Source organism: Nisaea sp. (assembly GCF_040217065.1).
Lineage (GTDB): Bacteria > Pseudomonadota > Alphaproteobacteria > Thalassobaculales > Thalassobaculaceae > Nisaea.
The window spans coordinates 445,379-470,125 of record NZ_JAVJNX010000011.1; the positions used below are offsets into that span (position 1 = coordinate 445,379).

Sequence of the window (24,747 nt, forward strand, 5' to 3'; positions counted from 1 at the left end):
CGTCAGCCGTCCTTCTGCTGCAATGCCGTGGCCAGTTCCCGGACGGCTTGCGGCAGGCGCGGGCCGAAGCTGAACAGCAGGATGCCTTCCATGGCGACATGGCGCCGGTTCCTGCCGGCCGGCGTGAGCTGGAACTCCGGACGCGAGAGCATGACGTCGATACTGCCGAGCCGGTCCACCGTCTGGCTCATCATCAGCAGCACATCGGGCGCGGCGGTGATGATCGCTTCCTGGGACATCGGCTTGTAGCCCTCGAAACCCGCGGCCGCGTTCACGCCTCCGGCCAGCGCGATGATGGCGTCCGCGGAGGTCTCCGTGCCGCCGACAAGCGGCGCCCCGTCGGCCGTGTTCAGAACGAAGATGACGCGCGGACGCTCCGTGTTTGCCTCGGCGATCTCGAGGGAGGCCTTCATGTCCTCTTCGAGTTTGAGTGCGAGCGCTTCCGCCTGTTCCGGCAGCTCCAGAACCGTGCCGACGAAGCGGATCTTCTCCTGCACCCCGGCCACGGAATCGCCTTTCGGCGCGATCTCGACCCGCAGACCGGCGGCCCGGAGCTGCTCGACCGCGGGCGGCGGGCCGGCATCATGCGCGGCGATCAGCAGATCGGGCTGCAGCGAGAGAATGCCTTCGGCTGCGAGGTTCCGGATATAGCCGATCTGCGCCTTTTCGGACGCGTCGGCCGGGAAATTGGATGTGCTGTCGAGCCCGATCACCCGGTCGCCGGCACCAAGCTGATAGATGATCTCGGTGATGTCGCCGCCGGCGGAGACGATGCGCTGCGGCCCCGCCGCGCGGGCATCGCCGGATGCGAGCAGAACGGCCGAGAGCAGTAACGCCGTCAGAAACCTCATGCCGCCACTCCCTCGACAAAGGTGTTGATCAGCGAGAGCCAGGCTTCAGGCTCCGCCTCGCCCTCTCCCCGGACCGGGAAGAACTGGCAGATCACCGTGCCGTCGGCCGCGAAACAGTCGAGCGAGGTGATGTTCAGGCCCTTTTCGGTCGAGGTCTTGCAGACCGCGTAGCAGGCATCAATCGCCTCGTCCTTCAGATGCAGGTTGAAGCGCGGATCAAGGATGTTCAGCCAGCCGGCGGCGCGCTTGATGCGCTGGACCGAGCCGGAATGCACCTGGATGCAGCCGGGGCCGCGCACGAAGCACATGATCGGCAAGCCGCTCTCGGCCACCCTGTGCAGCATGGTCTCGACGGCGCTGGGCGGAACGGGATTGGCGAAATCGCGGCCCGCCAGCCGCAAGGCTTGATGGCGGCCGATGCCGAGCTCGGCCAGCATGCGGGTGAACTGGTGCCCGTTGCCGAGGCGGCTCCAGCGCCCGCGCAGATCCTCGACATCGATCTGGTCGTCGGGACGGTCCGCCTTTGGCGCCTCGGGCCGCTCGAACTGCAGCGGCTCAGGCGTCAGGTTCGTGAAATCCCGCGCCAGTGCGACGAACGCGTCCATGTCGGTGCCGCCCACCGCATAGATCTTGAAAGCGGCGGCGCCCGTCTTGTCGAAGAATTGCAGCGAGTGGCGTGTGAGCTTCGGCGACTCGTCGGTGACGTAGAAGCCGGTCTTCCACTGCCCGAGGAACATCCGGAGGTCGATTTCCCTGCCGAAGGCCGAGCCCATATGGGTGCTGAACCGCATGTTCTCGAAGGTTCCGGTCTTCTCGTGCACGCAATATTCGTTGCGGGTGAGGACCATGACGTCGCCGACCTCGGGCATGCGCTCGATAAGGCCGGCGACGTCCATGCCGGTGACTGCCAGTCGGCGGACGCTGCCGTCACGCTCCCTCGCTTCCAGAAGGGCAGCCTCGGGAACGCCGAGCGCATCGGCCGCTGCCCGCGCACGGACAAATCCCTGCTCTTCCTTCATGCGATTGAGTTCACTCAGCAATTCTTCCGCCGATCTGGTCGTCATTGTCGTCTCCCTAGAATTGATGCGCGAGCGTGATACGGAAGGTCCGGCCGGCGCCATTGTCGCCGGACAGATGCTCGCGATAGGTCTTGTCGAGAAGGTTCTCGATGCCGAAGCGGAATTCGGAATCCTGCAGCAGGCCCTCATCCGGCTTCCAGCTGGCAAACAGGTTGTGCACCGTGTAGCCGGAGGTCGGCAGCGTGGTGCCGGAGACCTTGTCCTGGCCCGCCGCCATGACACCGCGCCAGCCGAAATCGACATTGTAGTCCGGCATCCGGCCGCCGACGGTCAGGACGAGTTCGTCCGCCGGGATGGAATTGAGGTCTGTATCGTCCTCCTTGTTCTCGCCCCGGATCGCCGTGTAGGCGGCACGGGTGAAGAAATAGGTGGACTGGTAGGAGGCCTCGAACTCGACACCGACAATTTCCGCCTCGCCGACATTGTAGTAGGTGGAGCGGGTGTCCGCGCGTTCGATCAGATCCTTGACATCGTTGTGGAAGACCGTCGTCTTCGCGGTGAAGGCATCGTCCGCAAGCGCGACATCGCGGAAGGACGCTGCGATACCACCCTCAACGTTGAAGGACTTTTCCGGGTCGAGATTAAGATTGCCGCTTGTGCTGTCAAAGACCTCGTCGAGGACCGGCATGCGCTCCGTATAGGAGGCTGAGCCGAAAACACCCCAGTTCCGCGTCAGCTGATAGTGGGCCGCGAGTTTCGGCGAGAAAGCCGTGTTCTCGACACTCTCGCTCACGCTCAGATTGCCCGCCGGCGTGAGCTCGGTGTAGTCGACGCGCATCCCCGGAATCAGGGTCAGCTTGTCCCAGAGAACGAGTTCGTTCTGGACATAGGCGCCGTATTGCGCGCTTTCGCCGCCCGGATGGAAGCTGATGCTGCCGGAGGCGTTCGTGCTGGAGGTCGGCTGATCCGCTGTCCGGGTCTGGAAGGCGTAGCCGACACCGGTGATGAGGTAGTTTTCGTAATTGTCGCCGGTGAATGCCGCTGTGTTCTCGGCCCGCGCCTGCCATGTCTCATAGGCGTAGAACGTGTCCTGGAAAAGCGCGGACGTGCTGATATCCTTGAGTGTGGAATTATACTGGTCGACTTCGGTATTCGAGTAGGAACCGAAAAGTTCCAGATCGATCAGCGGATTGCCGCCCGGCTGGTAATTGTAACTCAGCACGCCCGTCTGGTCGGTCACGTCCCGGTCGATATTGCCGAACTGGACCGATGTATTGGTCTGCGCGTAATTGTCGTTCTTGTCCTCGGTCATCCAGTGCTGGTAGGACGCCCGGAGCTTGTGCTCCCTATCGGGGCCGAACTGATAGGTGCCTTTGAGCAGGCCGGACGGTGCCTCGAAATCGGAGCCGGTCACCGCATTGCCGTCTCCGTCCTCATATTCACCCGCCCGCCGGTAATTGAAGGCGCCGAGCAGGTCGAGGCCTTCGACAGGCCGCGCGGCGGCAATACTGGATGTCAGGAATCCGGACTCGTTGCTCTGGAATTCGAGCTTCTGGCGAAAGCCGTATTTATCGTCGCCTTTCAGGTAATCGGCCGCGTCCTTGGTGGTCACATCGATGACCCCGCCAAGCGCACCGGCACCGTAAAGGGTCGAGGATGCCGGTCCACGCAGCACTTCGATGCCCTTGAAGAGCTCCGGATCGGCAAAGAAGGAGCCCATCCGGTACTGTTCATGGAACTTGGTGGCGCCGTCGACCCGGACAATCAGGCGGTTCTCGTCCGAGGCCCCAAGCGCGCCGATGCCGCGGATATTGAAGCTTTCACCGAGCACCCGTTCCGATCCGATGGCCTTGACGCCCGGCAGGTCGGTCAGCACATCGCCGATTGTCGTCGGCTGTGCCGCATCCAGGTCTTCCTGATCCACGACAGACACGGATTGCGGCGTCTCGATTGCCACTTTCTCCTTACCCGCGGAAATTACGATCCGGTCAAGTTGGGTGGCCTCGCCGGCATGGGCGGACGACACCATAGCGGTGGCGATGGTCGCCGCCGCAGCAATAGCTACACGCATTCAAAAACCTCTTCGTCTCAGGACGCTGCTGATTTGCTGCCTAGCGAAGTGGCTGGGTGGCTATTGACTGTCGAAGCCGGAGAAACCCTCCGGCAGGCTGGTTCATTTCGTGAGGATCAACTTGTTGTTGTTGGTCACACGCAATCTGTATTCGGCACCGTTGAACAGGAGGAAGACTTCCCGTTCATCCCCCATGAGCTCGCTGACATGAATGCGGTTCCGTTCATTCGAATTGGGTGATTCAGTACCGGCCGATGGTACGTCGCCCGGCTCGTCCGAAGATATCCCCGCCAACAATTCGGCTCCTCCATGTGCAATGTCACGAACGCGAAGCGGATCCCCCCGCCAGATTTGATGCTGTTGTCATAAACGATCAATTTTACAAATGCAAATCATTCTCATTAGTAAAAATGCATGTCGATATTGACCCACAGAACAGCGCGGGAAGCGGCCTACCGAAGAACGTAAACCATGGCGGTGCTGAAATCGAAGGTCGGTCCCGGCACTTCGGCCGGCGTCGGCGGTAACGGATCGGCCCGCTTCAGAAGCGCCAGGAGCGCCTCATCCAGAACTTTCCTGCCGGAACTCTTCACGATGGCGCTTCTGAGGATCTTTCCGGAGCGGTCGATCGTAAAACTGAAGGATACCGTTCCTTCATACCGCCTGAGCCGGGCCGCTCGCGGGTATCTCTTATGCCGTTCCAGCCAGCTGAGGACCGACGCGTTGTAGGACTGACGCGCTCCGGCGGCAGCGCCACCGCCAGAGGACGCCTGGGTCTGCCCCGGGCCTGCGGCACGGTTCGGCGCCGAGGAGGCCGCGTCGATCACGCCACTCCCCCTCTTCGTCTGCGCTTGCGATACCGCGTCGGCCGTTTTCGCCTCGGAGACCTGCGGCGGCGGTGCGGCCTCCGCCGGCTTCGCCGCAACAAGCTTGGTCTCAACGGGCTTGACCCACGTGGCCGCCCGGGTCGGCGTGGGACGTGTTACCGGCAGGGGTGGAGGCTCGACAGCCGCGGTCTCGGTTTCCACCGGCACACTCTCGACAGCTTCGGCGACGACGGCTTCCTGCGGAACGGGCTCGGCCACGGGCTCGGCGGCTTCCACGGTTTCAGCCTCAACGGGGTCAGCTTCCACCATCTCGACCGGAACGGTCGGCGCCGGCGCAATATCCGAGACTTCCGTCACCGGCGTTTCCGGCGGCGGCACCGCAACCGCCTGTTCCGGTGTTGCCTCCACCGCTTCTCCGTCGGGCGAACCGCTTGCCGCGGCGGCAGAAACGGTCTCCGCCACGGTCTGTGCCGTGATCCCGCCGGCATCCCCCATCATCACGACAAGGCCGCCCTCGCCGGTATCCGCGCTGCTGGTCGCGGGCGGCTCGAACGCCGCGAAGGACAGAACCGCCAGACCATGCACTGCCAGCGCGGCGGCAAAACCGGCGATCATCGAGGGACCAGTGCCGCGCCGGTCCAGGATCGCGTTCATGAGGCCCCCGTCGCCAGCAGACCGAGCTCCTTGAGCCCGACCGCGCGCAACTCCTCGATCAGGGCGATAACCATCGCCGCATCGCTCTGCGCATCGGCCTTCAGCTTCAGGCGCCCGTCCGGATGCGCCGCAAAGTAGGCTTTCAGACGGCCGACGACATCGGCCCGCGCAAGGATTTCATCCCGGAAGGAGAGACGCCCGTCTGCCGCGATCAGCAGGAGTGCCGTGGTGTCGTCCGGCTGCCCTGAGCTTGCTGTTTCCGGCGGTGTGATCTCCAGCAGCTCGGCCTTCTCAAGGGCGCCCGCCAGCATGAAGAAGATCAGCAGCAGGAAGACGACGTTGATCAGCGGCAGGACATTCTCGGCCGCAGATTTCTTCCCGGGTTTGAGAAGCCGCATGGCGTCAGGGCTCCGACCGGCTCGCCAGGGTCACATCGGTCAGCCCCTGTTCGGCCGCCATGTCCACGGTCCTGACCAAGGCCTGTACCGGCACGCCCGTCTCCGCCTCGACCACGATCCGGGGTTTGGGCGCGCGCCCGGCCAGGGCTTGCAGACGGTCGGCGAAACCCGCCCGGCTCATCCGCTCGCCGGAGACCAGGTAATCGCCATCCGCGCGCAGTTTCACCAGCACCGAGCCTTCGGACGCCGCTCCCGCCATGTTCCCCAGCTTGGCTGTCTTCAGGCCGATGGCCCGCCAGTCGAGGAAGCTGGAAGCCAGCATGAAAAAGATGAGCAGTATGAAGACGACGTCGATCAGCGGCGTGAGACTGATCTCCGCCGTGGGGCGCCTGCGCCCGGCACTGAACCGCATGATGGCCTCACTCCGCGCCCTGAAGCGCCGCGTCGGCAATCGCGTTGGCCGTCTCGATCCGGCGCGCCGGTCCGGGCGCGGCGGCGAAGACCTGCGTCGCCGCATCCTCCATCGCCCGTCCCGCGTGTTCGACGATGCCGTCGACCAGCTGGTGCGCCGCCGTCGCCGGGATCGCGACCACCAGACCGGCAGCCGTGGTCAGCAGGGCCACCCAGATGCCGCCGGAAAGGATCGAGGGATCGACCTTGCTGCCCGCATCCTCAAGCGCCCGGAAGGCGTCGATCATGCCGATCACGGTACCGAGCAGGCCGATCAGCGGGCTCAGCATGGCAATGGCCGACAGCAGACGCAGCCCCGAAGAGAGCCTGTCCATGAACAGCGCGGCGACCCGTTCCACTTCCTCCCGCGCCGCCGGTTCGGAGATATCCCGGTTGCGCCGGAGCTGCATGGCATAGCGGGCAATCGCCGCCGCCGGATGCGTGCCGTCCTCGAGCAGGTCGAGGGCGGCCCTGCCGTGGCCGGAACGCCACATGGCCAGGGCCTCGTCCCGCTCCCGGCCGTTCCACAGGCGCAGCATCAGGAACTGCACCATCTTCGACGCGAATACGGTCGTCGCCGCCACGGACATGACCGCGAGCAGATACATGATCGGCCCGCCCGCATCCATGAACTCCCTGATCTGCTCGATCGCTGCCGTCATTGATCTTCTCCTGCCGCCACCAGGGCGATCCGGTTATTGCGTGAAGGGCACAATGGCCCGCGATGCCGTCTGCAGGCTGTCGGCGCAGAGCCCCGGCGTCACGGATGCGCCTCCGCCCTGACAGGCGGTCACGCCGTTCATCAGCACCCGGCCGACCTTGCCGCACTGGATGTTCTTCAGATCGAACAGTTTGACCCGCGTGTGCCCGGTATGGACCGGTCCCATGTCGGCGATCACGCGCCGGACCACGATGCCATCCAGATCGAAGGCGACGAAATCGAGCTTCACCGTTTCAAGACCTGTTCCCGTGGTGTTGTTCACGACCCAGGTGGTGCGGCAGTCCGCCCCCACGCTCTCGAGCTTGTTCAGCTCAAGAAGCAGCCGCTTTTCCGGCATGTCCGCGGCCAGGACGGGGAGCGAAACCGCCATTGCAGCAAGCGCGGCGAGACCAGTTCTGAAAAAACGCGCGAAGCCCATGAGCCTGCCTTCAAGAACAAATATTAATGCGAGTCATTCTCATTATTGTCTTGAGGATTTGGTACAGGAACGACATGCCGATTGCAACCACTGTCGTGGCGCGCTTCGGCACCGAAGCCGGCCGGATTCAGTTTTCCGTCGGAATGCCCGTTTCAGGGTCGCGCACCGGCGCGGGCAGGTCACGCGCGGCGCCGCCATTTCCGAGCGCCAGCGCCCGGTGCCAGATCTCGCGGGCCCGCAGCATCGGGAGGTCACGCAGTTCCATCACACTTCCGTCCAGCGTCCGGACAGGCGCGTCCCAGTGCGTATCTTCCAGATCGCGCCAGACCACGTTCAGATGCACGGCCGAATGGGTGAACAGATGGCGCAGCGCCTGGGCCGGCAATGTCGCGCCAAGCCCGATCTCGGCATCCCGCTCCTCTGCCGAGGCATGCATCGGCGTCTCGATACCGGTCCGGCCCCAATCGGCAAGCCGGGTCAGTGCCCGGGCGTGATAGCCGATATGGGCGACCAGATGCCGCCGGGTCCAGCCGGACACAAGCGACGGCGCGTCGAGATCACGGTCGGTCAGCTCGTTCAGCTTGCGGGCGAAATAGGCCGTGCCCCGGCGGGCAAGGATCAGGTCCTCCGCCGGGGCCGCCGGGGAATCATAACGGGCGCCACTGCCGAGCCGGGCCCGCAATGCGGCGCGTTCCGCCTCCAGAGAGTCGCTCATTCCCACCCCCCGGGCTCCAGAACAGATCAGTCCTGCACGCCTTCGATCCTGGTGCGGGCGAAATTCAGCCGCTCCATGATCGGGGCATCGGAGAAGCGGAACAGATCGAAGCGGGATTCCGCCTGCAAGGACCACTGGATCCAGGACGGCACGACGAACATGTCCCCCTTCTCCAGCCTGTGCTCCACCCCGTTCATCACCACCGCGCCGGTGCCCTCGAACACCTGGAAGACGGAGGAGCCGACCTCCTGCCGGGGCCGCGTCTCCGTGCCTGCGCGCAACCGGTGGAATTCCGTGCGGATGGTCGGCATCACGTCGCCGCCCGTGGTCGGATTGACATAGCGGACGGCCGCATGGCCCGGCTCGACCGTCGCCGGCTGGCCCTCGTCCTCCAGCAGCAGCTGCTCTGTCAGGGCCCGGTCGGTGAATTCCCAGCGATAGGCGCCGATCGGCGTGCTCACCGTGTCCTGCAGGCCGGAGAGCGGGCGGAGCCCCGGATGGCACCAGAGCCGCTCGCCCTGGGAGAAATCCGGCGTCGCGTAATCCGTCACCGTGTCGGAGCCGAACTCGAAGAAGCCGACATCGTTGTGCTGGGAGAACGGGATATCCAGCCCGTCGATCCAGGTCATCGGCTTGTCGGTGACATTGTGGTGGCCATGGAAATGCCAGCCCGGTGTCATAAGCAAATCGCCCCGGCTCATCCGCACCGGGTCGCCATTCACCACCGTCCAGACTCCCTCGCCCTCGACGACGAAGCGGAAGGCGTTCTGGGCATGCCGGTGCTCCGGCGCGGTTTCCTTCGGGCCGAGATACTGCACCGCGGCCCAGAGCGTCGGGCTGACATAGGCATTGCCGCCGAGCCCCGGATTGGCGAGGCCGATGGCCCGGCGCTCCCCGCCCCGTCCGACCGGCACCAACTCACCCGATTTTTCCGCCAGCGGCAGAAGCTTCGACCATTTCCAGACATGCGGCACGGCCTTCGGCTTCGGATGCATCGGCATCAGATCGCCAAGCTGGGTCCAGAGTGGCATCAGATGCTCGTCCTCGAACCCCTTGTAGAGCGCGCGCAGCTCCGGGCTGTCGTCCGGCTGCATGGCATGTGCGACGTTCGAATGATCCTGTTCCGTGCTCATCTCTTCCTCCGTTATTCGTGTCGCGGCAGCTGCCGCGCTCAATTCTGCAATCCGTTCGAGCCATAGAGCCAGTGCAGCCGGTCATACCATTCGGCCGGCGTCCGGCTGGACAGCACCTGATTGCGTGCCGCCGCCAGCGCCCCGTCCGGGTGATAGACATAATCGCCGATCAGCCGGCTGCCGACCTGCACCCGGGCGGTGCGGGCGATGCGTTGCTGCTGATAGCTGTTCAGTACGGCTTCGATATCGCCGTCCCCGCGTCTCATGGTCTCCGCCAGGCAGACCGCGTCTTCCATCGCCATGCAGGCGCCCTGGGCGAAATATTGCAGCATCGGATGCGCGGCATCGCCGAGCAGGGCCACGCGGCCATCGACCCAATTATCCACCGGGTCCCGGTCGCACAGCACCCAGAGCTTCCAGTTATCGCCATGCTCGATGATCTGCCGGGCGCGCGGGTGGATATGCTCGAAACCCTGCGCCACCTCTTCCTTCGACACAGGGCGGCCGGATATCGCTTCCTGCAGGTCCCGGTGATAGGTCACCACCAGATTGAAGACCTTCCAGCCTTTCAGCGGGTAATGGACGATATGGCATTTCGGCCCGGCCCAGAGCGTCGCCGCGTTCCAGCGCAGATCTTCCGGCATCTGTTCGGTCGGGATGACGGAGCGGTAGGTGGTGTGTCCGGAAATGCGCGGCGCCCCGTCGCCGACAAGCTGAGACCGCACAGGTGAATGCAGCCCTTCGGCGCCGATCAGCGCGCTGCCGGTAATTGGATCGCGGCCATCCAGCAACAGCGTGACGCTGTTTCCATCCTGCTCGTATCCGGTCGCCTTGTGGCTGGTCCGCAACTCGACCAATGGGCTGGCAACGCAGTAATCCAATAGCGCCTTGTGCAGGTCTGCCCGGTGAACCACGGCATAGGGGTTGCCCATATGGCGGCGGAAATCCTCCCCCAGCGGCACCTGGGCGATCTCCTCGGCGGTCTGCGCATCCATCAGCCGCAGCGCGTCGATATAGACCGCCTGCGCCCGGGCCGCGTCGCCGATGCCGAGATAGTCGAAGGAATGAAAGCCGTTCGGGCCGATCTGGATACCGGCCCCGATCTCGCCCAGTTCGGCCGCCTGCTCAAGCACGAGCGATGGAAAACCGTTCCGGGCAAGCCCGGCGGCAGCCGCAAGGCCGCCAATGCCGCCCCCGGCAATGAGTATGGGTCGGTCCGCCATCTATCCTCCCTGCCCGGGCCGTCTTGCGCGGCCATTCGGTTAAAGGCGTTATTCCACCGCCAACAGAATACCTGTTGCATCCAAAGGTCAAGTTGATAAGCATACTTACTATAATGTCGATGATGGACCCGACCGGGCCACTGGAGCGCCGTGAGTCTGACGATACATGCCATGGCCGGGCACCTGATCCGGCGGCTGAACCAGATTTCGGTCTCGGTCTTTCAGGATCATCTGAAGGCCAATGGCCACGATCTGACGCCGGTGCAATATGCCTGCCTCGCCACGCTGGAGCAGAAGCCCGGCATCGACCAGGCAACCCTCGCCGGGCTGATCGCCTATGACCGGGCGACAATCGGCACGGTTCTCGACAAGCTGGAGACAAAAGGGCTGGTGATCCGCAAGATCAGCCCGCGCGACCGGCGCGCCCGGGAGATGCATCTCACCGAGGCCGGCCACGGCCTCTACCGGGCGGTAACGCCGCTGGTGCAGGAAATCCAGAGAGCGATGACCGACGGGCTTGAGCCCGCAGAGCGCACGGAATTCCTCCGGCTTGCGGCAAAACTCGCCAGTGCCGGAAACGCCATGAGCCGGGCGCCCCTGATCGAGCCGGAGTGACGTCGTCGCCGATCAGTTCTTCCGGATCATGTACTCGACCGGCCAGGTCACCAGTTCCGGTACGACCGAGATGATTAGGATGCCGAGCAGCATCAGGAAGAAGAACGGCATCGAGGCCCGCGTCACCTGAATCAGGTCGCGCCCGGTCATGCCCTGCAGCACGAACAGGTTGAAGCCGACCGGCGGGGTGATCTGCGCCATCTCGACCACGATCACGGTGAAGATGCCGAACCAGATCAGGTCGATCCCGGCGCTTTCCACCATCGGCAGGACCACGGCGGCGGTCAGCACCATCATGGAGACGCCGTCGAGGAAGCAGCCGAGGAAGATGTAGAGCACGGTCAGCAGCACCAGCAGCATGCCCGGCGAGAGGTTCCAGGCATCGACATAGCCGGCCAGCACCCGCGGCACGCCGGTGAAGCCCATGGCGATGGAGAGGAAAGCCGCCCCCGCCAGGATGAAGGCGATCATGCAGGAAGTGCGGACGGCGCCCATCAGGCTGTCCATGAAGGAGGCCCAGGTCAGCGACTTCGACAACCAAGCCAGGACCAGCGCGCCGAGCACGCCGATGGTCGCGGCTTCCGTCGGCGTGGCGAAACCGCCATAGATCGAGCCGATGACGCAGAAGATCAGCAGCACCACCGGGAACAGCAGGCGCGAGGCTTTCACCTTGTCCATGAAGGACAGACGCTCTTCCTGCGGCGGGGCCAGTTCCGGATTCAGCAGGGCGCGGATGGCGACATAGGCCATGAAGATCGAGATGATCATGATGCCCGGCACGACACCGGCGATGAACATGCGCGAGATCGATTGCTGGGCGATGACGCCATAGACGATCAGCATGATCGAGGGCGGGATCAGCAGCCCGAGCGTGCCCGATCCGGCCAGCGTGCCGATGGACAGCCTCTCGTCATAGCCACGCTTCTTCAGCTCGGGAATGCTCATCCGGCCGACCGTGGCGCAGGTCACCGCGCTGGAACCCGCCACCGCCGCCATGACGCCGCAGCCGACGATATTGACATGCAGCAACCCGCCCGGCAGGCGGGAAAGCCAGGGCGCGAGGCCATTGAACATGTCCGACGAGAGCCGGGTCCGGAACAGGATCTCGCCCATCCAGACGAACAGCGGCAATGCGGTCAGGGCCCAGTTCCAGCTGGCGTCCCAGACCGTGCTGGCCAGCAGGGAGCCGGCCGGCGCCGGGGAGAAGAATTCGAGGGCGAAGTAGCCGACCGCAAGCAGGGTCGGCGCGACCCAGATGCCCGAGGCCAGCAGGCCGAGCATCAGGATGAAGAGAATGGCGGAGATCGTTCCGGCATCCATCAGTCGTCCTCCCTTTGGAACAGGGCGGTCGAGTTCTCGACATAGCTTGGCGTCTTGCCGCTCACGATACCGATGAATTCATCCACCAGGGCGATGGTCAGGATCAGCGAGCCGAGCGCCATGGCCGAACGCGGGATCCAGAACGGGATGGCGAGCAGCCCCGGGCTGATATCGCCGAACATGTAGGAGAAATACACAAGGTCGCAGGCCCAGTAGGTCATGTAGCCCATGGCGGCGATGCAGAATCCGACACCCCAGAGTTCTGTCGCCCTGGCCATCGGTCCCTTGGCCAGGCGGATCAGCAGGGTGACCCGGATGTGACCGTCATACCGGAAGGTATAGGCCAGCCCCAGGAAGGTCGAGGCCGCCAGGCTGAAGCCGGCGCTCTCGGTTGAATCGATTGCAACACCGAAGAACCGGCCGATGATCTGGGCCACGATGGTCAGCGCAATCGCGACAAGAAAAAGTGCCGCCAGATAGCCGCTCCAGAGATAGAGGCCGTCCAGGAATTTTCGTACTGCCATGGGATGTCTTTCGGAAGTCGCTCGGTGTCCGGGAAGGAACGGCGGCCGCCCCAGAGGAAGCGGCCGCCGACAGGGCTTATTGCAGGGCGAGATAGCGATCGAGAATCGCGTTCGCTTCCGGGCTCGCGCCTTCGCGCCAGCCTTTCATCATCTCGAGACCGATGGTCTTCATCCTGGCGGTGACCTCTTCCGGCGCCTTGGCGGCAGACATGCCGTTATCCGTCAGCACCTTGATCTGGGCAGCGGTGGTCTCCGCGCTCATTTCCCAGCCGCGCAGTTCGGCTTTCTCGGCCGCGGCAAGGATGCCTGCCTGATCTTCAGCGGACAGGGCGGCGAAATACTTCTCGCTCACGATGACAGCGTTCTTGGAGAAGATCGCACCGGCATAGGTGAAGTTGGAGGTATTGTCCCATGCCTGGATGTCGATACCGGTCTGCGGCGAGGTGAACAGTGCCTCGATCAGGCCGGTGGAGAAGGCCTGCGGGATTTCCGCGAACGGCAGGATGGTGGCGTCGAAGCCGAGCATCTCACCCATCTTCTGGGTCGCCGTGGAATAGATCCGCAGCTTCTTGCCCGCGAAGTCGTCGACCTTGGTCACCGGGAACTTGGTGTAGAAGCCCTGACCCGGCCACGGTTGATAGAACAGCACCCGCATGCCGGCTTTCTTGAAGATGGCGTCGAAATATTCTTTCTGCAGGTCCTTCAGCAGCCACGCGGCGGCATAATCCGGCGCGATGAACGGCAGGCCGGCGAGGACATACATCGGGTCTTCGTTGCCATAGACGCCGAGGCGAATTTCGCCGATCGGAATCTGGCCGCGCTGCACGGCGGTCTTGATCGCGTCGAGCTTGATCAGGCTGTCATGCGAGTTCAGCTGGATATTGACCGACGTGCTGCCCTTGACGTCCTCGACGAACATCTTGAGGTTCTTGGTCAGGAAGTTGCTGTCCGGATAGCCGGACGCCATGATCCATTCCACCGCCTGGGCACTGCCCGCGGTCGCCAGCATTCCGACGCCCATCGCGGCGGAAGCCAAAAGTGTCTTCATTTTACCCATTTGCCACTCCTGTTCTTGTTTTTTTCAGGCGACCGAACACCGCCTGTAGAGGAAGACAGCGCTTAGCGAGCCATCCCCCGGGGAGAGGCCGCGCAATTCTGCGCCTGCCCCAAGCTTGCAAGAAGGAGTCCAGATTGGACGCCAACTTTATCGTTTCTATTCAGCTGGTTCGGAGATTTCTGCTCTGTCTCCATTGCGTATTCTTGCTTAGTTTCTATGCAATCAGCATACACATGTGATCGCAAACCGGGCAGGCCGTTATGTCAACCGGGCGCCCCGCCCCGCCATTCCGGCAGACCGTTACGTGCCCGCCAGTGATGCGCGATCTCGTCCCGCCGGGCGATCCAGACCCCATCCAGCCCGCTCAGATGCTTCAGAACCGTGTCCAGCCCGCCGATCCGGCCCGGGCGGCCGATGATCCTGAGATGCAGGCCGATGGTCATCATCTTCGGCGCCGTGGCGCCCTCCGCCCAGAGCCAGTCGATGGCATCGATGCAGTATTTCGCGAAATCGTCTCCATAGGTGAAACCGCCGCCACGCTGAAACCGCATGTCGTTGGTATCGAAGGCATAGGGCAGCACCACATGGGCGTGCCCGTCGACCTGCTGCACGAAGGGCAGATCGTCGTTATAGGCGTCGCTGTCATAGAGAAAGCCGCCCTCCTCGACCAGCAGGCGCCGTGTGTTGGGGCTTGAGGCGGACCGGGTGTGCCAGCCGACCGGTCGGACACCGGCGGCGGCCTCGATTTCGGTCACGCAGCGGGCGATGATCTCCCGCTCCTGCTGCTCGCTCATCCCCGCATGGCGTTCCCACAAGTAGGAATGGCATCCGATCTCGTGGCCCCGCTCCACCATGTCCTTCGCCATCCAGGGCGAGAGGGTCAGGGCCCGGGCGCAGCAGTTCATGTAGGCTTTCATGCCATAGCGGTCGAGCAGGTCCATGATGCGCCAGTAGCCGGCACGGGTGCCGTAGTCGAAATGGGTGTCCTTGCAGGGGTCGGGCGCTCCCTCGACCTCCTCGACGATCTCGTAGACAGCCTCGTTCCGCCCGTCGCCGAGGCTGACGGAATATTCCGCCCCCTCCTCGACATTCACCACAAGAGACACGGCAAGCCGCGCCCCGCCTGGCCATTCGGGATTCGGCGGGTTCTTGCCGTAGCCGAGGAAATCGCGAGTGCTCACCTCACGCATCCTCGCCCAGAATGAGCGTCCGCAGCCGCCGCGCCGCCGCCGGCACCGGGCCGATGATCGGACAGGGCGGGTTGCTGGCGGCAAGGGTCTTCGCTGCATCCGCCAGCGGGCCGCCGCCGATCACCACCGCGTCGACATCGCCCCGCGCCACCGCTTCGTCGATCATCTCCCGCAGGGTCTCGACCAGGGCGTCCGGCTCGTTCATCAGAACGTAGATATCCGTCGTCGTGGTCAGCAACGCCGACATCCGGTCCCGAACGCCATAGCGCACGGAGAGCGCGGTGATCGCATCGAACAGGTCCGGCGTCGGCGCCACGATGGCGAAATTGCCGATCGCCGCCGCTTCCAGCATGCCGCTTTCGGCGATACCGGCCACCGGGACCGGCAGCTTGGCCTTCAGTTCCTGCAGGGCCGGATCGCCGAAGGCGGCGACCATCACGCCATCCAGCGGATCGCGCCCCTTGTCGAACGCCTCTACCATCAGATCCGTCGCCAGCTTCAGCCCGGCATCGTCGGTGATGATCGGCGGCGCGCCGACATTGGTCATCTCCTCGACATACCAGTCCGGGCCGAGCACCTCGCGGGCGGCAACGGCCATGCGTTCGGTAACGCTGACCGTGGCATTCGGATTGATCAGAAGAAGCTTGTGTTTGTAGGGCATGGATTAATCCCGGGGCAGGAAGAATATGGTCCGGACGGGCACGCGTCATCGCTCAGCCCAACTCGAAACTGGTGACGCCATAGACCCGGCCGAGATCGATGTCGGGCGCCGGCCCGCGATACATCCGGGCGGTCTCGAAGACCGGCTCCAGCCCCAGCTCGCGGGCAAGCGCCACGGCGTCCGCAGTCGGTTCCGGCACGTCGAGGAAGATCTCGCCGCCCCCGGCGGCATCGATCGCAGCCACCGCAAGCTGCCGGGCAACGGCCGCGTCGTCGGCGAAGAGCGGCCCGATCTTGGCGCCGGACCGGCAGGGCCGGACCAGAACATAACCGGCAAGCACGCCCTCCCGCGTCGCGGCGATGCCGGCATGGCCCGGGGCCGGGATCCAGGCATCCAGAAAGCGGTCGCGCGGCGCCGGAAAAAATGTCCGGTCATAGGCCAGAAGTTCGTCGGAAACGGCGGTCAGGGGCTTCAGAAACGCCGCTTCCGGCACAGACAGCGCTTTCGGCACGCCGCCGAAGCGGATGTTCCGGTAGGCGTATTCGAAGCCGGACCGTTTGTAGTTCTCCTGCTCGGCGACCACGCCATCGAGGCCGACCGTGCGGGAGCCCGCATGCCCCATGCCGGCCTGCCAGAGTGCATAGCCATAGCCCTGCCCGCGAAAATCCGGATGGACGATGTAGAAACCGAGAAAGGCGAAGGCCGTATCGTAATTCACCACGGAAATGGACGCGATCATGCGGTCGCCGAGGAAACCGCCGATGAAGCCTTCCGGATCGACGGATGAGAAACAGGACGCATCCCGGTCGCCCGGATTCCAGCCTTCGGCGGCAGCCCAGCCGACCGCCTCCTCGATCTCGGCGCCGGTCATGGCGCGGATTGCGTAATCTGTTGCTTCCAAGGGCTGGGAACTCCCCTTCTTCAGGGTTTCGGGGCAGCAGCCGCGAAGGCACCGCCATAGGATTTCGGGCGCGGGCTCTCGTAGGCCAGGCGCTTGCAGGTCTTCAGGCCGAGCCCGACCAGTGCCTCGGCGAACTTCACCGCGGCCGCGACGCCGTCGATCACCGGCACGCCGGTTTCCTTCGTCAGCGCATCGGCGAGATCTGTCATGCCCGCGCAGCCGAGCAGGATGGCTTCGGCATGGTCCTCCTCAATGGCGGCGATCACCTCGGCGCGCACCCGGGCCGCAGCAGCGCCCCCCTCTTCCTCCAGTGCCAGCACCGGGATCTCGGCGGACCGGACCCGGCGGCACTGCCGTTCGAAACCGTACTTGAAGGCCAGCGCCTCGATGATCGGCACGGCCCGCGGCAAGGTGGTGACGACGGAAAACCCGTGCCCGACCATGGACGCTGCCGCCATGGCCGCCTCACAAGTGCCAATCACCGGAATCTCGAGCAGCTCACGGCAGGCTTCCAGCCCGGGATCGTCGAAACAGGCGATGACAAGCGCATCGGCACCGTCCGCCGCGCCCTTCCGGGCCTCATCCAGCAGGCCGGGCAGGCAGTAGGCCTCGTCGTAATGGCCCTCGATGCTGACCGGCCCGTCCAGCGGATTGACGGCAACGATCTCCGTGCCCGGCGCGGCGACGGCACACGCGGTCTCACGGATCTTGTCCGTCATGGAAGCGGTCGTGTTCGGATTGATGACGAGGATCTTCATGGCTCTGTCTACACCATACCATTACCCGGGAAGGAGCAAGCTTTCTCCGTTGATCCGCACAGATCCGCAACACTTTAGGATTGCACGACACGCTGGATCAGGAGCCTAACGCACGACACCTGTGCCGGGGACCGGGCGTAGACAGCCGGCGGCGCTTTCTGCGAAGATTGCCGCCCAATCAGCTCGCATCCAGCAGATTCAGTGTAATCGCGGCCGCCAGCCCCGCGCAGCCGCCGAAGGACCCGCAGCCGTGGTCACCAAGCCCGACGACACGCCCCAGCAAGAACCACAGCCCCCGGAATCCGCACAGACCGTTTTCGGCAGGTTCGCGACATATCTCGGCGTGCTTGGAAAACCCGTCACCGTCCCCTTCAGGGCGCTGCCGGGCAATGCGCGCGGCGCCATATGGGTCGCCATCGCCGCCCTGTTCTTCACCGGCATGGTGGCGCTGATCAAGTCGATCGGCGACACCATACCGGTGTTTGAAATCCTGCTGTTCCGGCAGATCGTGATGACCTGCACGGTGCTGCCGATCCTGATTTCCGGCTTCCCGGATATCCTGAAGACCCGCCATGTGGGGCTGCATATGACCCGCGTCGTGCTGGCCCTGATCGCCATGACCTGCGGTTTCACCGCCGTCGTTCATCTGCCGCTGGCGGAAGCCACCGCGCTCGGCTTCGCCAAAAGCCTGTTCGTGACCATCTTCGCCATGGTGGTGCTGGCGGAAATCGCCGGGCCGCGGCGCTGGTTCGCCGTCCTGATCGGCTTTGCCGGCGTGCTGGTGATGGTGCAGCCAGGCCCGGACGGCCTGAACATCTATTCGCTGATGGCCGTCATCGCCGCCGCTTCGGCGGCCGCCGTCATGGTCATCATCCGCAAGGTTTCCCAATTCGACCGCCCGGTGACCATTCTCAGCTATCAGGCCATCATGGTCGGTTTCCTGATGGTGCCGCCGGCGCTGTATTTCTGGGTCACGCCCAGCCTTACCGAATGGCTCATCATGGGCGCCATCGGCCTGTTCTCCGTCTGCGGCCAGCTCTGCAACATCCAGGGATTCAAGGAGGGGGAAGCCTCGGCCGTGGCCCCGATGGATTATATCCGGCTGGTCTTCGCCACGCTGATCGGCTTCCTGGTCTTTGCGGAAATCCCCGATCTCGAAACCACGATCGGCGCCGTCATCATCATTGCCACCTCGCTCTACACCGTGCGGGCGGAAAAGCGCGCGGCGACGGTCAAGAAATGACGTGCCGACACCGGCGGCAATCCGTCACCGGACAGCGTTGCATCCATCCGCGCACCACGGCTCAGTAGGTCAGGAAGATCCGCTCGATCTCCGCCGGATCCCTGGTGACGGTGAGCGCCAGGGACAGCAGGATGCGCGCCTTCTGCGGGTTGAGATTGTCCGCCGCCAGGAAACCGCATTCCTGGAGTTTCGTGCTCTTGAAGGTCCGCCCGCTGCCGGCCCGGCTCGACTGCACGACGGTGACGCCGCGGGATACCGCCTCGCGCAGCGCCGCTTCCTCTCCCGGGCTGCAGGATCCCGGGGGAAAACCGGCCGAGACGATGCCTGCCGCACCGGCATCGAGAAAGGCCCGGGCCGCCGTCCCGTCGGAATCGGCATAGGCATAGACGATATCGACCCGCGGCAGGGCCTCGATGCCGCGAATGTCGAACTCGGTATCCGGGGCATGCCTGCGCAACGGCTTGCGGTAGAAGACGACCGCATCCCCGTCGGCATGGCCGAGACAGCCGAAATCCGGTGAGCGGAAGGTCTGCATCCGGTAGTTGGAGGTTTTCGTCACCTCCCGGGCGCACTGGATTTCGTCATTCAGCAAAGTCATCACGCCCATGCCCCTGGCGTCAGGCGAGCCCGCCGTGCGGATTCCGTTCAGCAGGTTGAATCCGGCATCGCTGGAGAGCGCGCTCGACGGCCGCTGGGAGCCGACCATGACCACCGGAATATCCGCCTTCACCGTCAGATGCAGGGCATAGGCGGTCTCTTCCATGGAAGACGTGCCGTGGGTGACGACAATACCGTCCAGATCCGGGTCCTGCGCCAGCGCGTCGATCTTCAGCACCAGCTCGCGCCATTCGGCAAATCCGACCGCCGGGCTCGGGATCGCCCGGTACGGCACCGGCACGATGTCGGCCGCCCCATGCACTTCAGGGAACATGTCGATGATCTTGTCGACCCCGATCAGGGTCTTGGTGGCGCCGTAATCGAGGATGTCGAGCGAAGTCTTGCCGATAGAGGCGATGGTGCCGCCGGTTCCGATGACCGCGACCTTGGGCTTGCGCATGGTGGTCCCATCCGGAGTTGGAGAAGGAAGGAATTATTCCGCGGCGGACCTGACTCCACCGGCATTCTTGAAGATCTTGGAGCCCAACATCATGGCGTCACGCGCTGAGGATTCACAGCACACATTCGTCACGGTCCCCATGACCAAAAAGTATCGCGGACCCGCGCCGCCTGCAGCAAGCGGAGCTGACCCTATCCGGGCATGCCCAGCGCCAGCAGCGCGAGTGGCATGTCCGGGGCGGCAAGGCCAAAGAGCGCGGCAATGCGATCATCATCGAACCCGCCGACGATGCAGGCCGAGGCGCCAAGCGCAGCTGCCGCCAAGCCGCCGTTCTGCAGCACGCAACCGGCTTCCAGCCATAGGTACCGGTCGCAGCGCCCAGTCGGCGCTTGATCACCGAACGCCTCCCTCAGGGGCGCGAACCTGCCGGCGACGAGGATCACGGCGGGAGCGGCGGCGACCCACTCGGAGGGGCCGACACAGCAGGACTGGATTTGCCTGGGTGTCGTTTCGCCGCCCGGACATGCTGAAACAGTGCCGGATACGGAATCATATTCGTGACCCCCGTCCGAAATCCCGCTGCAGCCCTGCACAGCGACGCGCAGCTTCAACGTATGAAGGCCGCCTGCCGACGGAGCAGTCCGACGGCCTTCCGCGCCGGTCACTCTCTGCATTGCGCGAAGAATCTCGACAAGAATTTCCCGGTCCAGCGGAGCAGAGCCGGAGAATACCCGCCCGGAGCGGCGCTGCTGCAATGCATCCGCCAGGCTGAGGCTCAGTCCATCTGACATTCTTTCGTCCCTGCGTAGCCTCGGCCGGGGACCCGAGCGGGAACCCGGCGCAGCTGTTTGGTCAGACGGCGCCGAACACCTGCTTCACCGCCTTGACCGTGGCGCCGACGATGATGTCCGCCTCGTCCCGGGTCAGGCAGAGCGGCGGCGCGAAGCCGAGAATATCACCCTGCGGCATGGCCCGGGCGATCACGCCCTGATCCAAGAGGGCAGACGCCATGGCCGGGCCGATCTTGCGGGACGGGTCGAAGAAGCTGCGCGTCTCCTTGTCCTCGACAAACTCGACGGCGGCAATCAGCCCCTCGCCCCGGACATCGCCGACATGGGTGTGGGAGCCGAGCGCATCGGCAAGTGCCTTGTTGAAATAGGCCCCCATCTCCTTCGCATTGCCGACCAGGCCGAGCCGGTCGATCAGATCCAGGTTCGCGACACCGGCGGCGGCCCCGATCGGATGCGCCGAGTAGGTCCAGCCATGGCCGATCGGGCCAAGCTCGTCCGTGCCCTGCTCCAGCACCTTCCAGACCTTGTCCGAAATGATCGAGCCGGAGAGCGGTGCATAGGCCGAGGTCAGGCCCTTGGCGATGGTGATGATATCCGCCTCGATGCCGTAATGGTCGCAGCCCATCATCGAGCCGAGCCGGCCGAAGCCGGTCACAACCTCATCGGCGATCAGCAGGATATCGTGCTTCTTCAGGACGGCCTGGATCGCGGCCCAGTATCCGGCCGGCGGCGGCACGATGCCGCCGGTGCCGAGCAGCGGCTCACCGATGAAGGCGGCGATGGTGTCCGGGCCCTCGCGCTGGATCAGCGCTTCCAGCGCGGAGACGCACTGGGCGGTGAAGTCCGCTTCGCTCTGGGCAAGGTCCGGGCGGCGGAAATAATACGGGGCGTCGGTGTGGATGACCTGCGACAGCGGCAGGTCGAACTTCTTGTGGAACAGCTCAAGCCCGGTCAGCGAGCCGGTCACCAGCCCGGAGCCGTGATAGCCGCGCCAGCGCGAGATGATCTTCTTCTTTTCCGGCCGGCCGAGCACGTTGTTGTAGTACCAGACCAGCTTCACGTTGGTTTCGTTCGCGTCAGAGCCGCCAAGGCCGAAATAGACCTTCGACATGTTCGCCGGAGCCCGGTCGAGCACCATCTTGGACAGCGTGATCGAGGCCTCGGTGCCATGCCCGACATAGGAATGATAATAGGCCAGCTCCTTCGCCTGCGCCGCGATGGCCTCGGAGATCTCCGGACGGCCGTAGCCGACATTGACGCAATAGAGACCCGCGAACCCGTCCAGCATCTTCTTGCCGTCCCGGTCCTCGATATAGACGCCGGAGCCGCCGGTGATCACCCGGGTCGGGGTTTCGCCGCGGGCATGCTGGGCAAGATGGGTCGAGGGATGGAAGAAGTTTTCCCGGTCCCACTGACCGAGCTGGTCATTGGTAAGCATCGTCATTCCTTTCGTCTGCGCGCTGGTTGGAGCCGGATGGGCTCAGGGCGACTCAACAGGGAGCCTAGTGCCGGAGAACGCAGAGGGTCTGACTGAAGTGGATCGCTTTGGCAGAGGATTTTTCGGATGAAGGACACGCGCACCGGACGATTTACCTGCCGGTCAGTCACCGGCAAACAGCTCCACCGGAATGGCGGCGCCCGCCTTCACTTCCTTGGTGACGATATAGCTGTAATAGCGCTTCAGTCCGGCCTCGCTCTCCAGCAACCGGTCGATCAGCCGCTGGTAGGTGGTGACGCTGCCGGTCACGACCTGAAACAGGTAATCGAGCCCGCCGCCAAGGGCCCAGCAGCCGATGATTTCCGGCTCACCTCCGACAATTTCCTCGAACCGGGCGAAATCCTCGGTCCGATGATTCTCGAGCTCCGCCGTCACGAAGACGGTGACATGCTCGGCGAACAGCTCCAGCGCGATCCGCGCGCCGTAGCCCCGCACGATGCCCGCCGCCTCAAGCCGCTGCAGCCGCTCCCAGCACGGCGTGTTCGACAGGTTCACCCGCCGCGCCAGATCGGATTTCGAAATCCGGCCCTCTTCCTGAAGGATGGCAAGGATCCTCACATCCCGGGCATCGAGCTTCAGCGCCATGGTCAGGAGGCGATCCGGCTGCCGGCCCCGGCCTGAACCGCCAGGGCAACCACATGGGTGGCGATTGCCGTGTCCTGGGCGCCGGTGCCCGTCAGATCCGCAAAGGTGATGTCCGACGCCGATTTCCGGCCGGGCGCCTGCCCGGCGACAATGTCGCCCAGCTCCGGGAACACCTTGTCCGCATCGACCAAACCGGCCTCGATGGCGGCCCGCAGCTCGCCCTGGACCCGGCACTGGCTGAGCCGGTCCGGCACATAGGCATCCACCCGGCGGAACACCTTCGGATCGATCTCCACCTTGCCCGGCTGGTCCGATCCCATGGCGGTGATATGCAGCCCCGGATGCAGCCAGTCCGCCTGCAGGACCGGAGCCCGCGCCGGCGTGGTGGTGACAACGAGCTGGCTGTCGGCGACAAGCCGGGCGGGATCGGTCTCGACGCGGGCCTCGATGCCGAGCTTTTCCGCCAGATCGGCAGCGCATTTCTTCGCATGCGCCGGGTCCCGCCCCCAGACCAGCACCCGATTGAACGGGCGGACGAGATGCGCCGCCTCGATCTGCAGGCGGGCCTGCACGCCGGTGCCGAACACCCCGGCCGTGTGCACCTTGGGCGCCAGGTGCCGGGCGGCGACAGCGCCGGCGGCGGCGGTGCGAATATCCGTCAGATAGCCGTTATCCAGCAGCAGCGCATCCACAAGCCCGGTCTTGGCCGAGAACAGGATCATCAACCCGTTCAGGCTCGGCAGGCCCAGCGCCGGATTGTCGAAGAACCCCGGGCTGACCTTGATGGCAAACCCGTCGAAGCCCGGGATGTAGGCGGTTTTGACATCGACCTCGCCATTCGCCGCCGGGATCTCCATGGAAAGAATCGGCGGCATGACCACATCGCCGCTGGCCAATGCCCGGAAGGCGCTCTCGATGACATCGACAGTTTCCAGATCAAGCGTCGCCAGCGCACGCAGATCGGTTTCGGTGAGAATGCGGATATCAGGCATGGTAAGGCTTTCCTTCGAGCGTGAGATCACCAAGACGGACACTCCGCCCGGCCATGATATCCGCATGCATGTTCATATCCAGATTGCGCCCGGTAATGATCGTCGCCACGGGTCCCGTCACATCCGGCAGCTTGCCGGCCAGCAGGGCCGCCGCGCCGACGGCGGAGCCACCCTCGCAGACGATCCTGTCCTCGTAGTAATGGCATTGCATGGCCCGGTAAATCTCCGCTTCGCTGACCAGCACGGTATCGTCGATCAGCTCCCGGCATAGCGGCAGGGTCAGCCGGTTATCGATGCCGAGACCGCCGCCGAGGGAATCCGCCAGGCTCGGCACTTCCTCGACCGCGACATTCCGGCCCGCCTGCAGCGACTCATACATTGCCGCGCCCCGGTCCATGGAAATGCCAATCACCCGGATGCCCGGTTTGCGCGCCTTCGCCGCCAGCGCGATTCCGGCCGCCAGACCGCCACCGGACAGTGGGATCAGCAGGGTCTCAAGATCCGGGCGGCTGTCCAGCAGCTCCAGCCCGATGGTGCCCTGGCCCGCGATCACCAGCGGATCGTCGAAGGGCGGGATTTCGGCCAGCCCCTCCTCCGCGACAAGCCGCCGGCTCTCTTCAGCCGCCTCGTCCTGCGAATGACCGATGATCCGGACTTCCGCGCCCAGTGCGCGAATGCCCTCGACCTTGGCGTCCGGCACCAGCGCCGACATGCAAACCACCGCCCGCAACCCGCGTGCCATGGCGGCATAGGCGACGCCGCGCCCGTGATTGCCGGTCGAGCAGCAGGTCACGCCCGGGCAGTCGCCGGGCAGGATCGAGATTGCGTTGGCCGCACCGCGGATCTTGAAGGCGCCGATCGGCTGGGCGATCTCCAGCTTGAGCAACACTTCCGTCCCGGCCAGCGCGGAGAGAAAGGGCGACGGCACCAGCGGCGTTTCCAGCGCCGTGCCGGCAATCGCCTTGCGCGCCGCCGCGACAGTCTCAAGCGAGAGTTCTGCGGGCGATGTCGTCACGGGCAAATTTCCTTCGGTCTGAGGCGAGTTTGTTCTTTCTGTCCGGTTCAGCATCGGCCA

The 24,747-nt window shown here is 64.5% G+C and carries 27 protein-coding genes; 2 read left to right on the top strand and 25 right to left on the bottom strand.

The window, feature by feature from the left end:
* Positions 1–2: 2 nt before the first annotated feature.
* From RH950_RS20315 to RH950_RS20370, 12 genes are all read right to left on the bottom strand, one after another.
* Complete coding sequence (locus RH950_RS20315) at positions 3–851, bottom strand: heme/hemin ABC transporter substrate-binding protein (RefSeq protein ID WP_350059575.1); 849 nt, start codon at positions 849–851, stop codon at positions 3–5.
* Complete coding sequence (locus RH950_RS20320; RefSeq protein ID WP_350059576.1) at positions 848–1,915, bottom strand: hemin-degrading factor; 1,068 nt, start codon at positions 1,913–1,915, stop codon at positions 848–850. Before RH950_RS20320 ends, RH950_RS20315 begins: the two co-directional genes overlap by 4 nt.
* A 10-nt stretch (positions 1,916–1,925) precedes the next feature.
* On the bottom strand, positions 1,926–3,941 hold the full coding sequence (locus RH950_RS20325; protein WP_350059577.1) for a TonB-dependent receptor domain-containing protein: 2,016 nt from the start codon (positions 3,939–3,941) through the stop codon (positions 1,926–1,928).
* A gap of 102 nt (positions 3,942–4,043) precedes the next feature.
* Positions 4,044–4,235: a hemin uptake protein HemP gene (gene hemP / locus RH950_RS20330; protein WP_350059578.1), complete on the bottom strand. Its 192-nt coding sequence runs from the start codon at positions 4,233–4,235 to the stop codon at positions 4,044–4,046.
* Between the two features lie 158 nt (positions 4,236–4,393).
* The gene (locus RH950_RS20335; protein WP_350059579.1) at positions 4,394–5,422 is read right to left on the bottom strand and encodes an energy transducer TonB; all 1,029 of its coding nucleotides are present in this window, start codon (positions 5,420–5,422) and stop codon (positions 4,394–4,396) included.
* Positions 5,419–5,820 carry an ExbD/TolR family protein gene (locus RH950_RS20340; protein WP_350059580.1) on the bottom strand — a complete coding sequence of 134 codons (402 nt, stop codon included), beginning with the start codon at positions 5,818–5,820 and terminating at the stop codon, positions 5,419–5,421. Before RH950_RS20340 ends, RH950_RS20335 begins: the two co-directional genes overlap by 4 nt.
* Positions 5,821–5,824: 4 nt before the next feature.
* On the bottom strand, positions 5,825–6,232 hold the full coding sequence (locus RH950_RS20345) for an ExbD/TolR family protein (RefSeq protein ID WP_350059581.1): 408 nt from the start codon (positions 6,230–6,232) through the stop codon (positions 5,825–5,827).
* A gap of 7 nt (positions 6,233–6,239) precedes the next feature.
* Positions 6,240–6,932, bottom strand: coding sequence for a MotA/TolQ/ExbB proton channel family protein (locus tag RH950_RS20350; RefSeq protein WP_350059582.1), 693 nt, complete (start codon positions 6,930–6,932; stop codon positions 6,240–6,242).
* A gap of 33 nt (positions 6,933–6,965) precedes the next feature.
* The gene (locus RH950_RS20355; RefSeq protein WP_350059583.1) at positions 6,966–7,409 is read right to left on the bottom strand and encodes a hypothetical protein; all 444 of its coding nucleotides are present in this window, start codon (positions 7,407–7,409) and stop codon (positions 6,966–6,968) included.
* Positions 7,410–7,536: 127 nt separating this feature from the next.
* Positions 7,537–8,124 (bottom strand): maleylpyruvate isomerase N-terminal domain-containing protein, encoded by a 588-nt coding sequence (locus tag RH950_RS20360; RefSeq protein ID WP_350059584.1) that lies wholly within the window; start codon positions 8,122–8,124, stop codon positions 7,537–7,539.
* A gap of 26 nt (positions 8,125–8,150) precedes the next feature.
* The gene (locus RH950_RS20365; RefSeq protein WP_350059585.1) at positions 8,151–9,257 is read right to left on the bottom strand and encodes a cupin domain-containing protein; all 1,107 of its coding nucleotides are present in this window, start codon (positions 9,255–9,257) and stop codon (positions 8,151–8,153) included.
* A 38-nt stretch (positions 9,258–9,295) separates the two neighbouring features.
* The gene (locus RH950_RS20370; protein WP_350059586.1) at positions 9,296–10,480 is read right to left on the bottom strand and encodes a 3-hydroxybenzoate 6-monooxygenase; all 1,185 of its coding nucleotides are present in this window, start codon (positions 10,478–10,480) and stop codon (positions 9,296–9,298) included.
* A 150-nt stretch (positions 10,481–10,630) separates the two neighbouring features.
* Between RH950_RS20370 and RH950_RS20375 the strand changes: the two genes are divergently transcribed.
* On the top strand, positions 10,631–11,095 hold the full coding sequence (locus RH950_RS20375) for a MarR family winged helix-turn-helix transcriptional regulator (RefSeq protein WP_350059587.1): 465 nt from the start codon (positions 10,631–10,633) through the stop codon (positions 11,093–11,095).
* Between the two features lie 12 nt (positions 11,096–11,107).
* On the opposite strand, the gene RH950_RS20380 is transcribed toward RH950_RS20375, so the two are convergent.
* From RH950_RS20380 to RH950_RS20410, 7 genes are all read right to left on the bottom strand, one after another.
* A complete protein-coding gene (locus RH950_RS20380) occupies positions 11,108–12,415 on the bottom strand; it encodes a TRAP transporter large permease (RefSeq protein ID WP_350059588.1) in 1,308 nt (435 codons plus the stop codon).
* Positions 12,415–12,939, bottom strand: a complete 525-nt coding sequence (locus RH950_RS20385) for a TRAP transporter small permease (RefSeq protein ID WP_350059589.1) — start codon at positions 12,937–12,939, stop codon at positions 12,415–12,417. The genes RH950_RS20380 and RH950_RS20385 overlap by 1 nt, the downstream gene beginning before the upstream one ends.
* 76 nt (positions 12,940–13,015) lie before the next feature.
* Entirely contained in the window at positions 13,016–13,996 is a 981-nt protein-coding gene (locus tag RH950_RS20390; protein ID WP_350059590.1) for a TRAP transporter substrate-binding protein, read from the bottom strand.
* Between the two features lie 263 nt (positions 13,997–14,259).
* The gene (locus tag RH950_RS20395; RefSeq protein WP_350059591.1) at positions 14,260–15,177 is read right to left on the bottom strand and encodes a polysaccharide deacetylase family protein; all 918 of its coding nucleotides are present in this window, start codon (positions 15,175–15,177) and stop codon (positions 14,260–14,262) included.
* A gap of 1 nt (position 15,178) precedes the next feature.
* On the bottom strand, positions 15,179–15,847 hold the full coding sequence (locus tag RH950_RS20400) for an aspartate/glutamate racemase family protein (RefSeq protein WP_350059592.1): 669 nt from the start codon (positions 15,845–15,847) through the stop codon (positions 15,179–15,181).
* 52 nt (positions 15,848–15,899) lie between these two features.
* Entirely contained in the window at positions 15,900–16,748 is an 849-nt protein-coding gene (locus RH950_RS20405) for a GNAT family N-acetyltransferase (protein ID WP_350059593.1), read from the bottom strand.
* Positions 16,749–16,768: 20 nt separating this feature from the next.
* Entirely contained in the window at positions 16,769–17,506 is a 738-nt protein-coding gene (locus tag RH950_RS20410) for an aspartate/glutamate racemase family protein (RefSeq protein WP_350059594.1), read from the bottom strand.
* 250 nt (positions 17,507–17,756) lie between these two features.
* Here RH950_RS20410 and RH950_RS20415 point away from each other — a divergent pair, with 250 nt between their 5' ends.
* Positions 17,757–18,749, top strand: a complete 993-nt coding sequence (locus tag RH950_RS20415) for a DMT family transporter (protein ID WP_350059595.1) — start codon at positions 17,757–17,759, stop codon at positions 18,747–18,749.
* Positions 18,750–18,810: 61 nt separating this feature from the next.
* Here the strand turns inward: RH950_RS20415 and RH950_RS20420 are convergent, their stop codons facing one another.
* The 6 genes from RH950_RS20420 to eutB form a co-directional block, all read right to left on the bottom strand.
* Positions 18,811–19,806, bottom strand: coding sequence for an asparaginase (locus tag RH950_RS20420; RefSeq protein WP_350059596.1), 996 nt, complete (start codon positions 19,804–19,806; stop codon positions 18,811–18,813).
* 191 nt (positions 19,807–19,997) lie between these two features.
* Positions 19,998–20,597, bottom strand: a complete 600-nt coding sequence (locus RH950_RS20425) for a nitroreductase family protein (protein ID WP_350059597.1) — start codon at positions 20,595–20,597, stop codon at positions 19,998–20,000.
* A gap of 61 nt (positions 20,598–20,658) precedes the next feature.
* A complete protein-coding gene (locus tag RH950_RS20430) occupies positions 20,659–22,041 on the bottom strand; it encodes an aspartate aminotransferase family protein (RefSeq protein WP_350059598.1) in 1,383 nt (460 codons plus the stop codon).
* A 156-nt stretch (positions 22,042–22,197) separates the two neighbouring features.
* Positions 22,198–22,680, bottom strand: a complete 483-nt coding sequence (locus tag RH950_RS20435; protein WP_350059599.1) for an Lrp/AsnC family transcriptional regulator — start codon at positions 22,678–22,680, stop codon at positions 22,198–22,200.
* Between the two features lie 2 nt (positions 22,681–22,682).
* Positions 22,683–23,672 (bottom strand): cyclodeaminase, encoded by a 990-nt coding sequence (locus RH950_RS20440; protein ID WP_350059600.1) that lies wholly within the window; start codon positions 23,670–23,672, stop codon positions 22,683–22,685.
* Positions 23,665–24,687 carry a hydroxyectoine utilization dehydratase EutB gene (eutB, locus tag RH950_RS20445; RefSeq protein WP_350059601.1) on the bottom strand — a complete coding sequence of 341 codons (1,023 nt, stop codon included), beginning with the start codon at positions 24,685–24,687 and terminating at the stop codon, positions 23,665–23,667. The genes RH950_RS20440 and eutB overlap by 8 nt, the downstream gene beginning before the upstream one ends.
* Positions 24,688–24,747: the final 60 nt, after the last annotated feature.

What these genes read in the sequence shown, in the direction of transcription:
- RH950_RS20315 (WP_350059575.1), bottom strand. Translation starts at nt 851, where the DNA reads ATGAGGTTTCTGACGGCGTTACTGCTCTCGGCCGTTCTGCTCGCATCC.
- RH950_RS20320 (WP_350059576.1), bottom strand. Translation starts at nt 1,915, where the DNA reads ATGACGACCAGATCGGCGGAAGAATTGCTGAGTGAACTCAATCGCATG.
- RH950_RS20325 (WP_350059577.1), bottom strand. Translation starts at nt 3,941, where the DNA reads ATGCGTGTAGCTATTGCTGCGGCGGCGACCATCGCCACCGCTATGGTG.
- RH950_RS20335 (WP_350059579.1), bottom strand. Translation starts at nt 5,422, where the DNA reads ATGAACGCGATCCTGGACCGGCGCGGCACTGGTCCCTCGATGATCGCC.
- RH950_RS20340 (WP_350059580.1), bottom strand. Translation starts at nt 5,820, where the DNA reads ATGCGGCTTCTCAAACCCGGGAAGAAATCTGCGGCCGAGAATGTCCTG.
- RH950_RS20345 (WP_350059581.1), bottom strand. Translation starts at nt 6,232, where the DNA reads ATGCGGTTCAGTGCCGGGCGCAGGCGCCCCACGGCGGAGATCAGTCTC.
- RH950_RS20350 (WP_350059582.1), bottom strand. Translation starts at nt 6,932, where the DNA reads ATGACGGCAGCGATCGAGCAGATCAGGGAGTTCATGGATGCGGGCGGG.
- RH950_RS20355 (WP_350059583.1), bottom strand. Translation starts at nt 7,409, where the DNA reads ATGGGCTTCGCGCGTTTTTTCAGAACTGGTCTCGCCGCGCTTGCTGCA.
- RH950_RS20360 (WP_350059584.1), bottom strand. Translation starts at nt 8,124, where the DNA reads ATGAGCGACTCTCTGGAGGCGGAACGCGCCGCATTGCGGGCCCGGCTC.
- RH950_RS20365 (WP_350059585.1), bottom strand. Translation starts at nt 9,257, where the DNA reads ATGAGCACGGAACAGGATCATTCGAACGTCGCACATGCCATGCAGCCG.
- RH950_RS20370 (WP_350059586.1), bottom strand. Translation starts at nt 10,480, where the DNA reads ATGGCGGACCGACCCATACTCATTGCCGGGGGCGGCATTGGCGGCCTT.
- RH950_RS20380 (WP_350059588.1), bottom strand. Translation starts at nt 12,415, where the DNA reads ATGGATGCCGGAACGATCTCCGCCATTCTCTTCATCCTGATGCTCGGC.
- RH950_RS20385 (WP_350059589.1), bottom strand. Translation starts at nt 12,939, where the DNA reads ATGGCAGTACGAAAATTCCTGGACGGCCTCTATCTCTGGAGCGGCTAT.
- RH950_RS20390 (WP_350059590.1), bottom strand. Translation starts at nt 13,996, where the DNA reads ATGGGTAAAATGAAGACACTTTTGGCTTCCGCCGCGATGGGCGTCGGA.
- RH950_RS20400 (WP_350059592.1), bottom strand. Translation starts at nt 15,847, where the DNA reads ATGCCCTACAAACACAAGCTTCTTCTGATCAATCCGAATGCCACGGTC.
- RH950_RS20410 (WP_350059594.1), bottom strand. Translation starts at nt 17,506, where the DNA reads ATGAAGATCCTCGTCATCAATCCGAACACGACCGCTTCCATGACGGAC.
- RH950_RS20420 (WP_350059596.1), bottom strand. Translation starts at nt 19,806, where the DNA reads ATGCGCAAGCCCAAGGTCGCGGTCATCGGAACCGGCGGCACCATCGCC.
- RH950_RS20425 (WP_350059597.1), bottom strand. Translation starts at nt 20,597, where the DNA reads ATGTCAGATGGACTGAGCCTCAGCCTGGCGGATGCATTGCAGCAGCGC.
- RH950_RS20430 (WP_350059598.1), bottom strand. Translation starts at nt 22,041, where the DNA reads ATGACGATGCTTACCAATGACCAGCTCGGTCAGTGGGACCGGGAAAAC.
- RH950_RS20435 (WP_350059599.1), bottom strand. Translation starts at nt 22,680, where the DNA reads ATGGCGCTGAAGCTCGATGCCCGGGATGTGAGGATCCTTGCCATCCTT.
- RH950_RS20440 (WP_350059600.1), bottom strand. Translation starts at nt 23,672, where the DNA reads ATGCCTGATATCCGCATTCTCACCGAAACCGATCTGCGTGCGCTGGCG.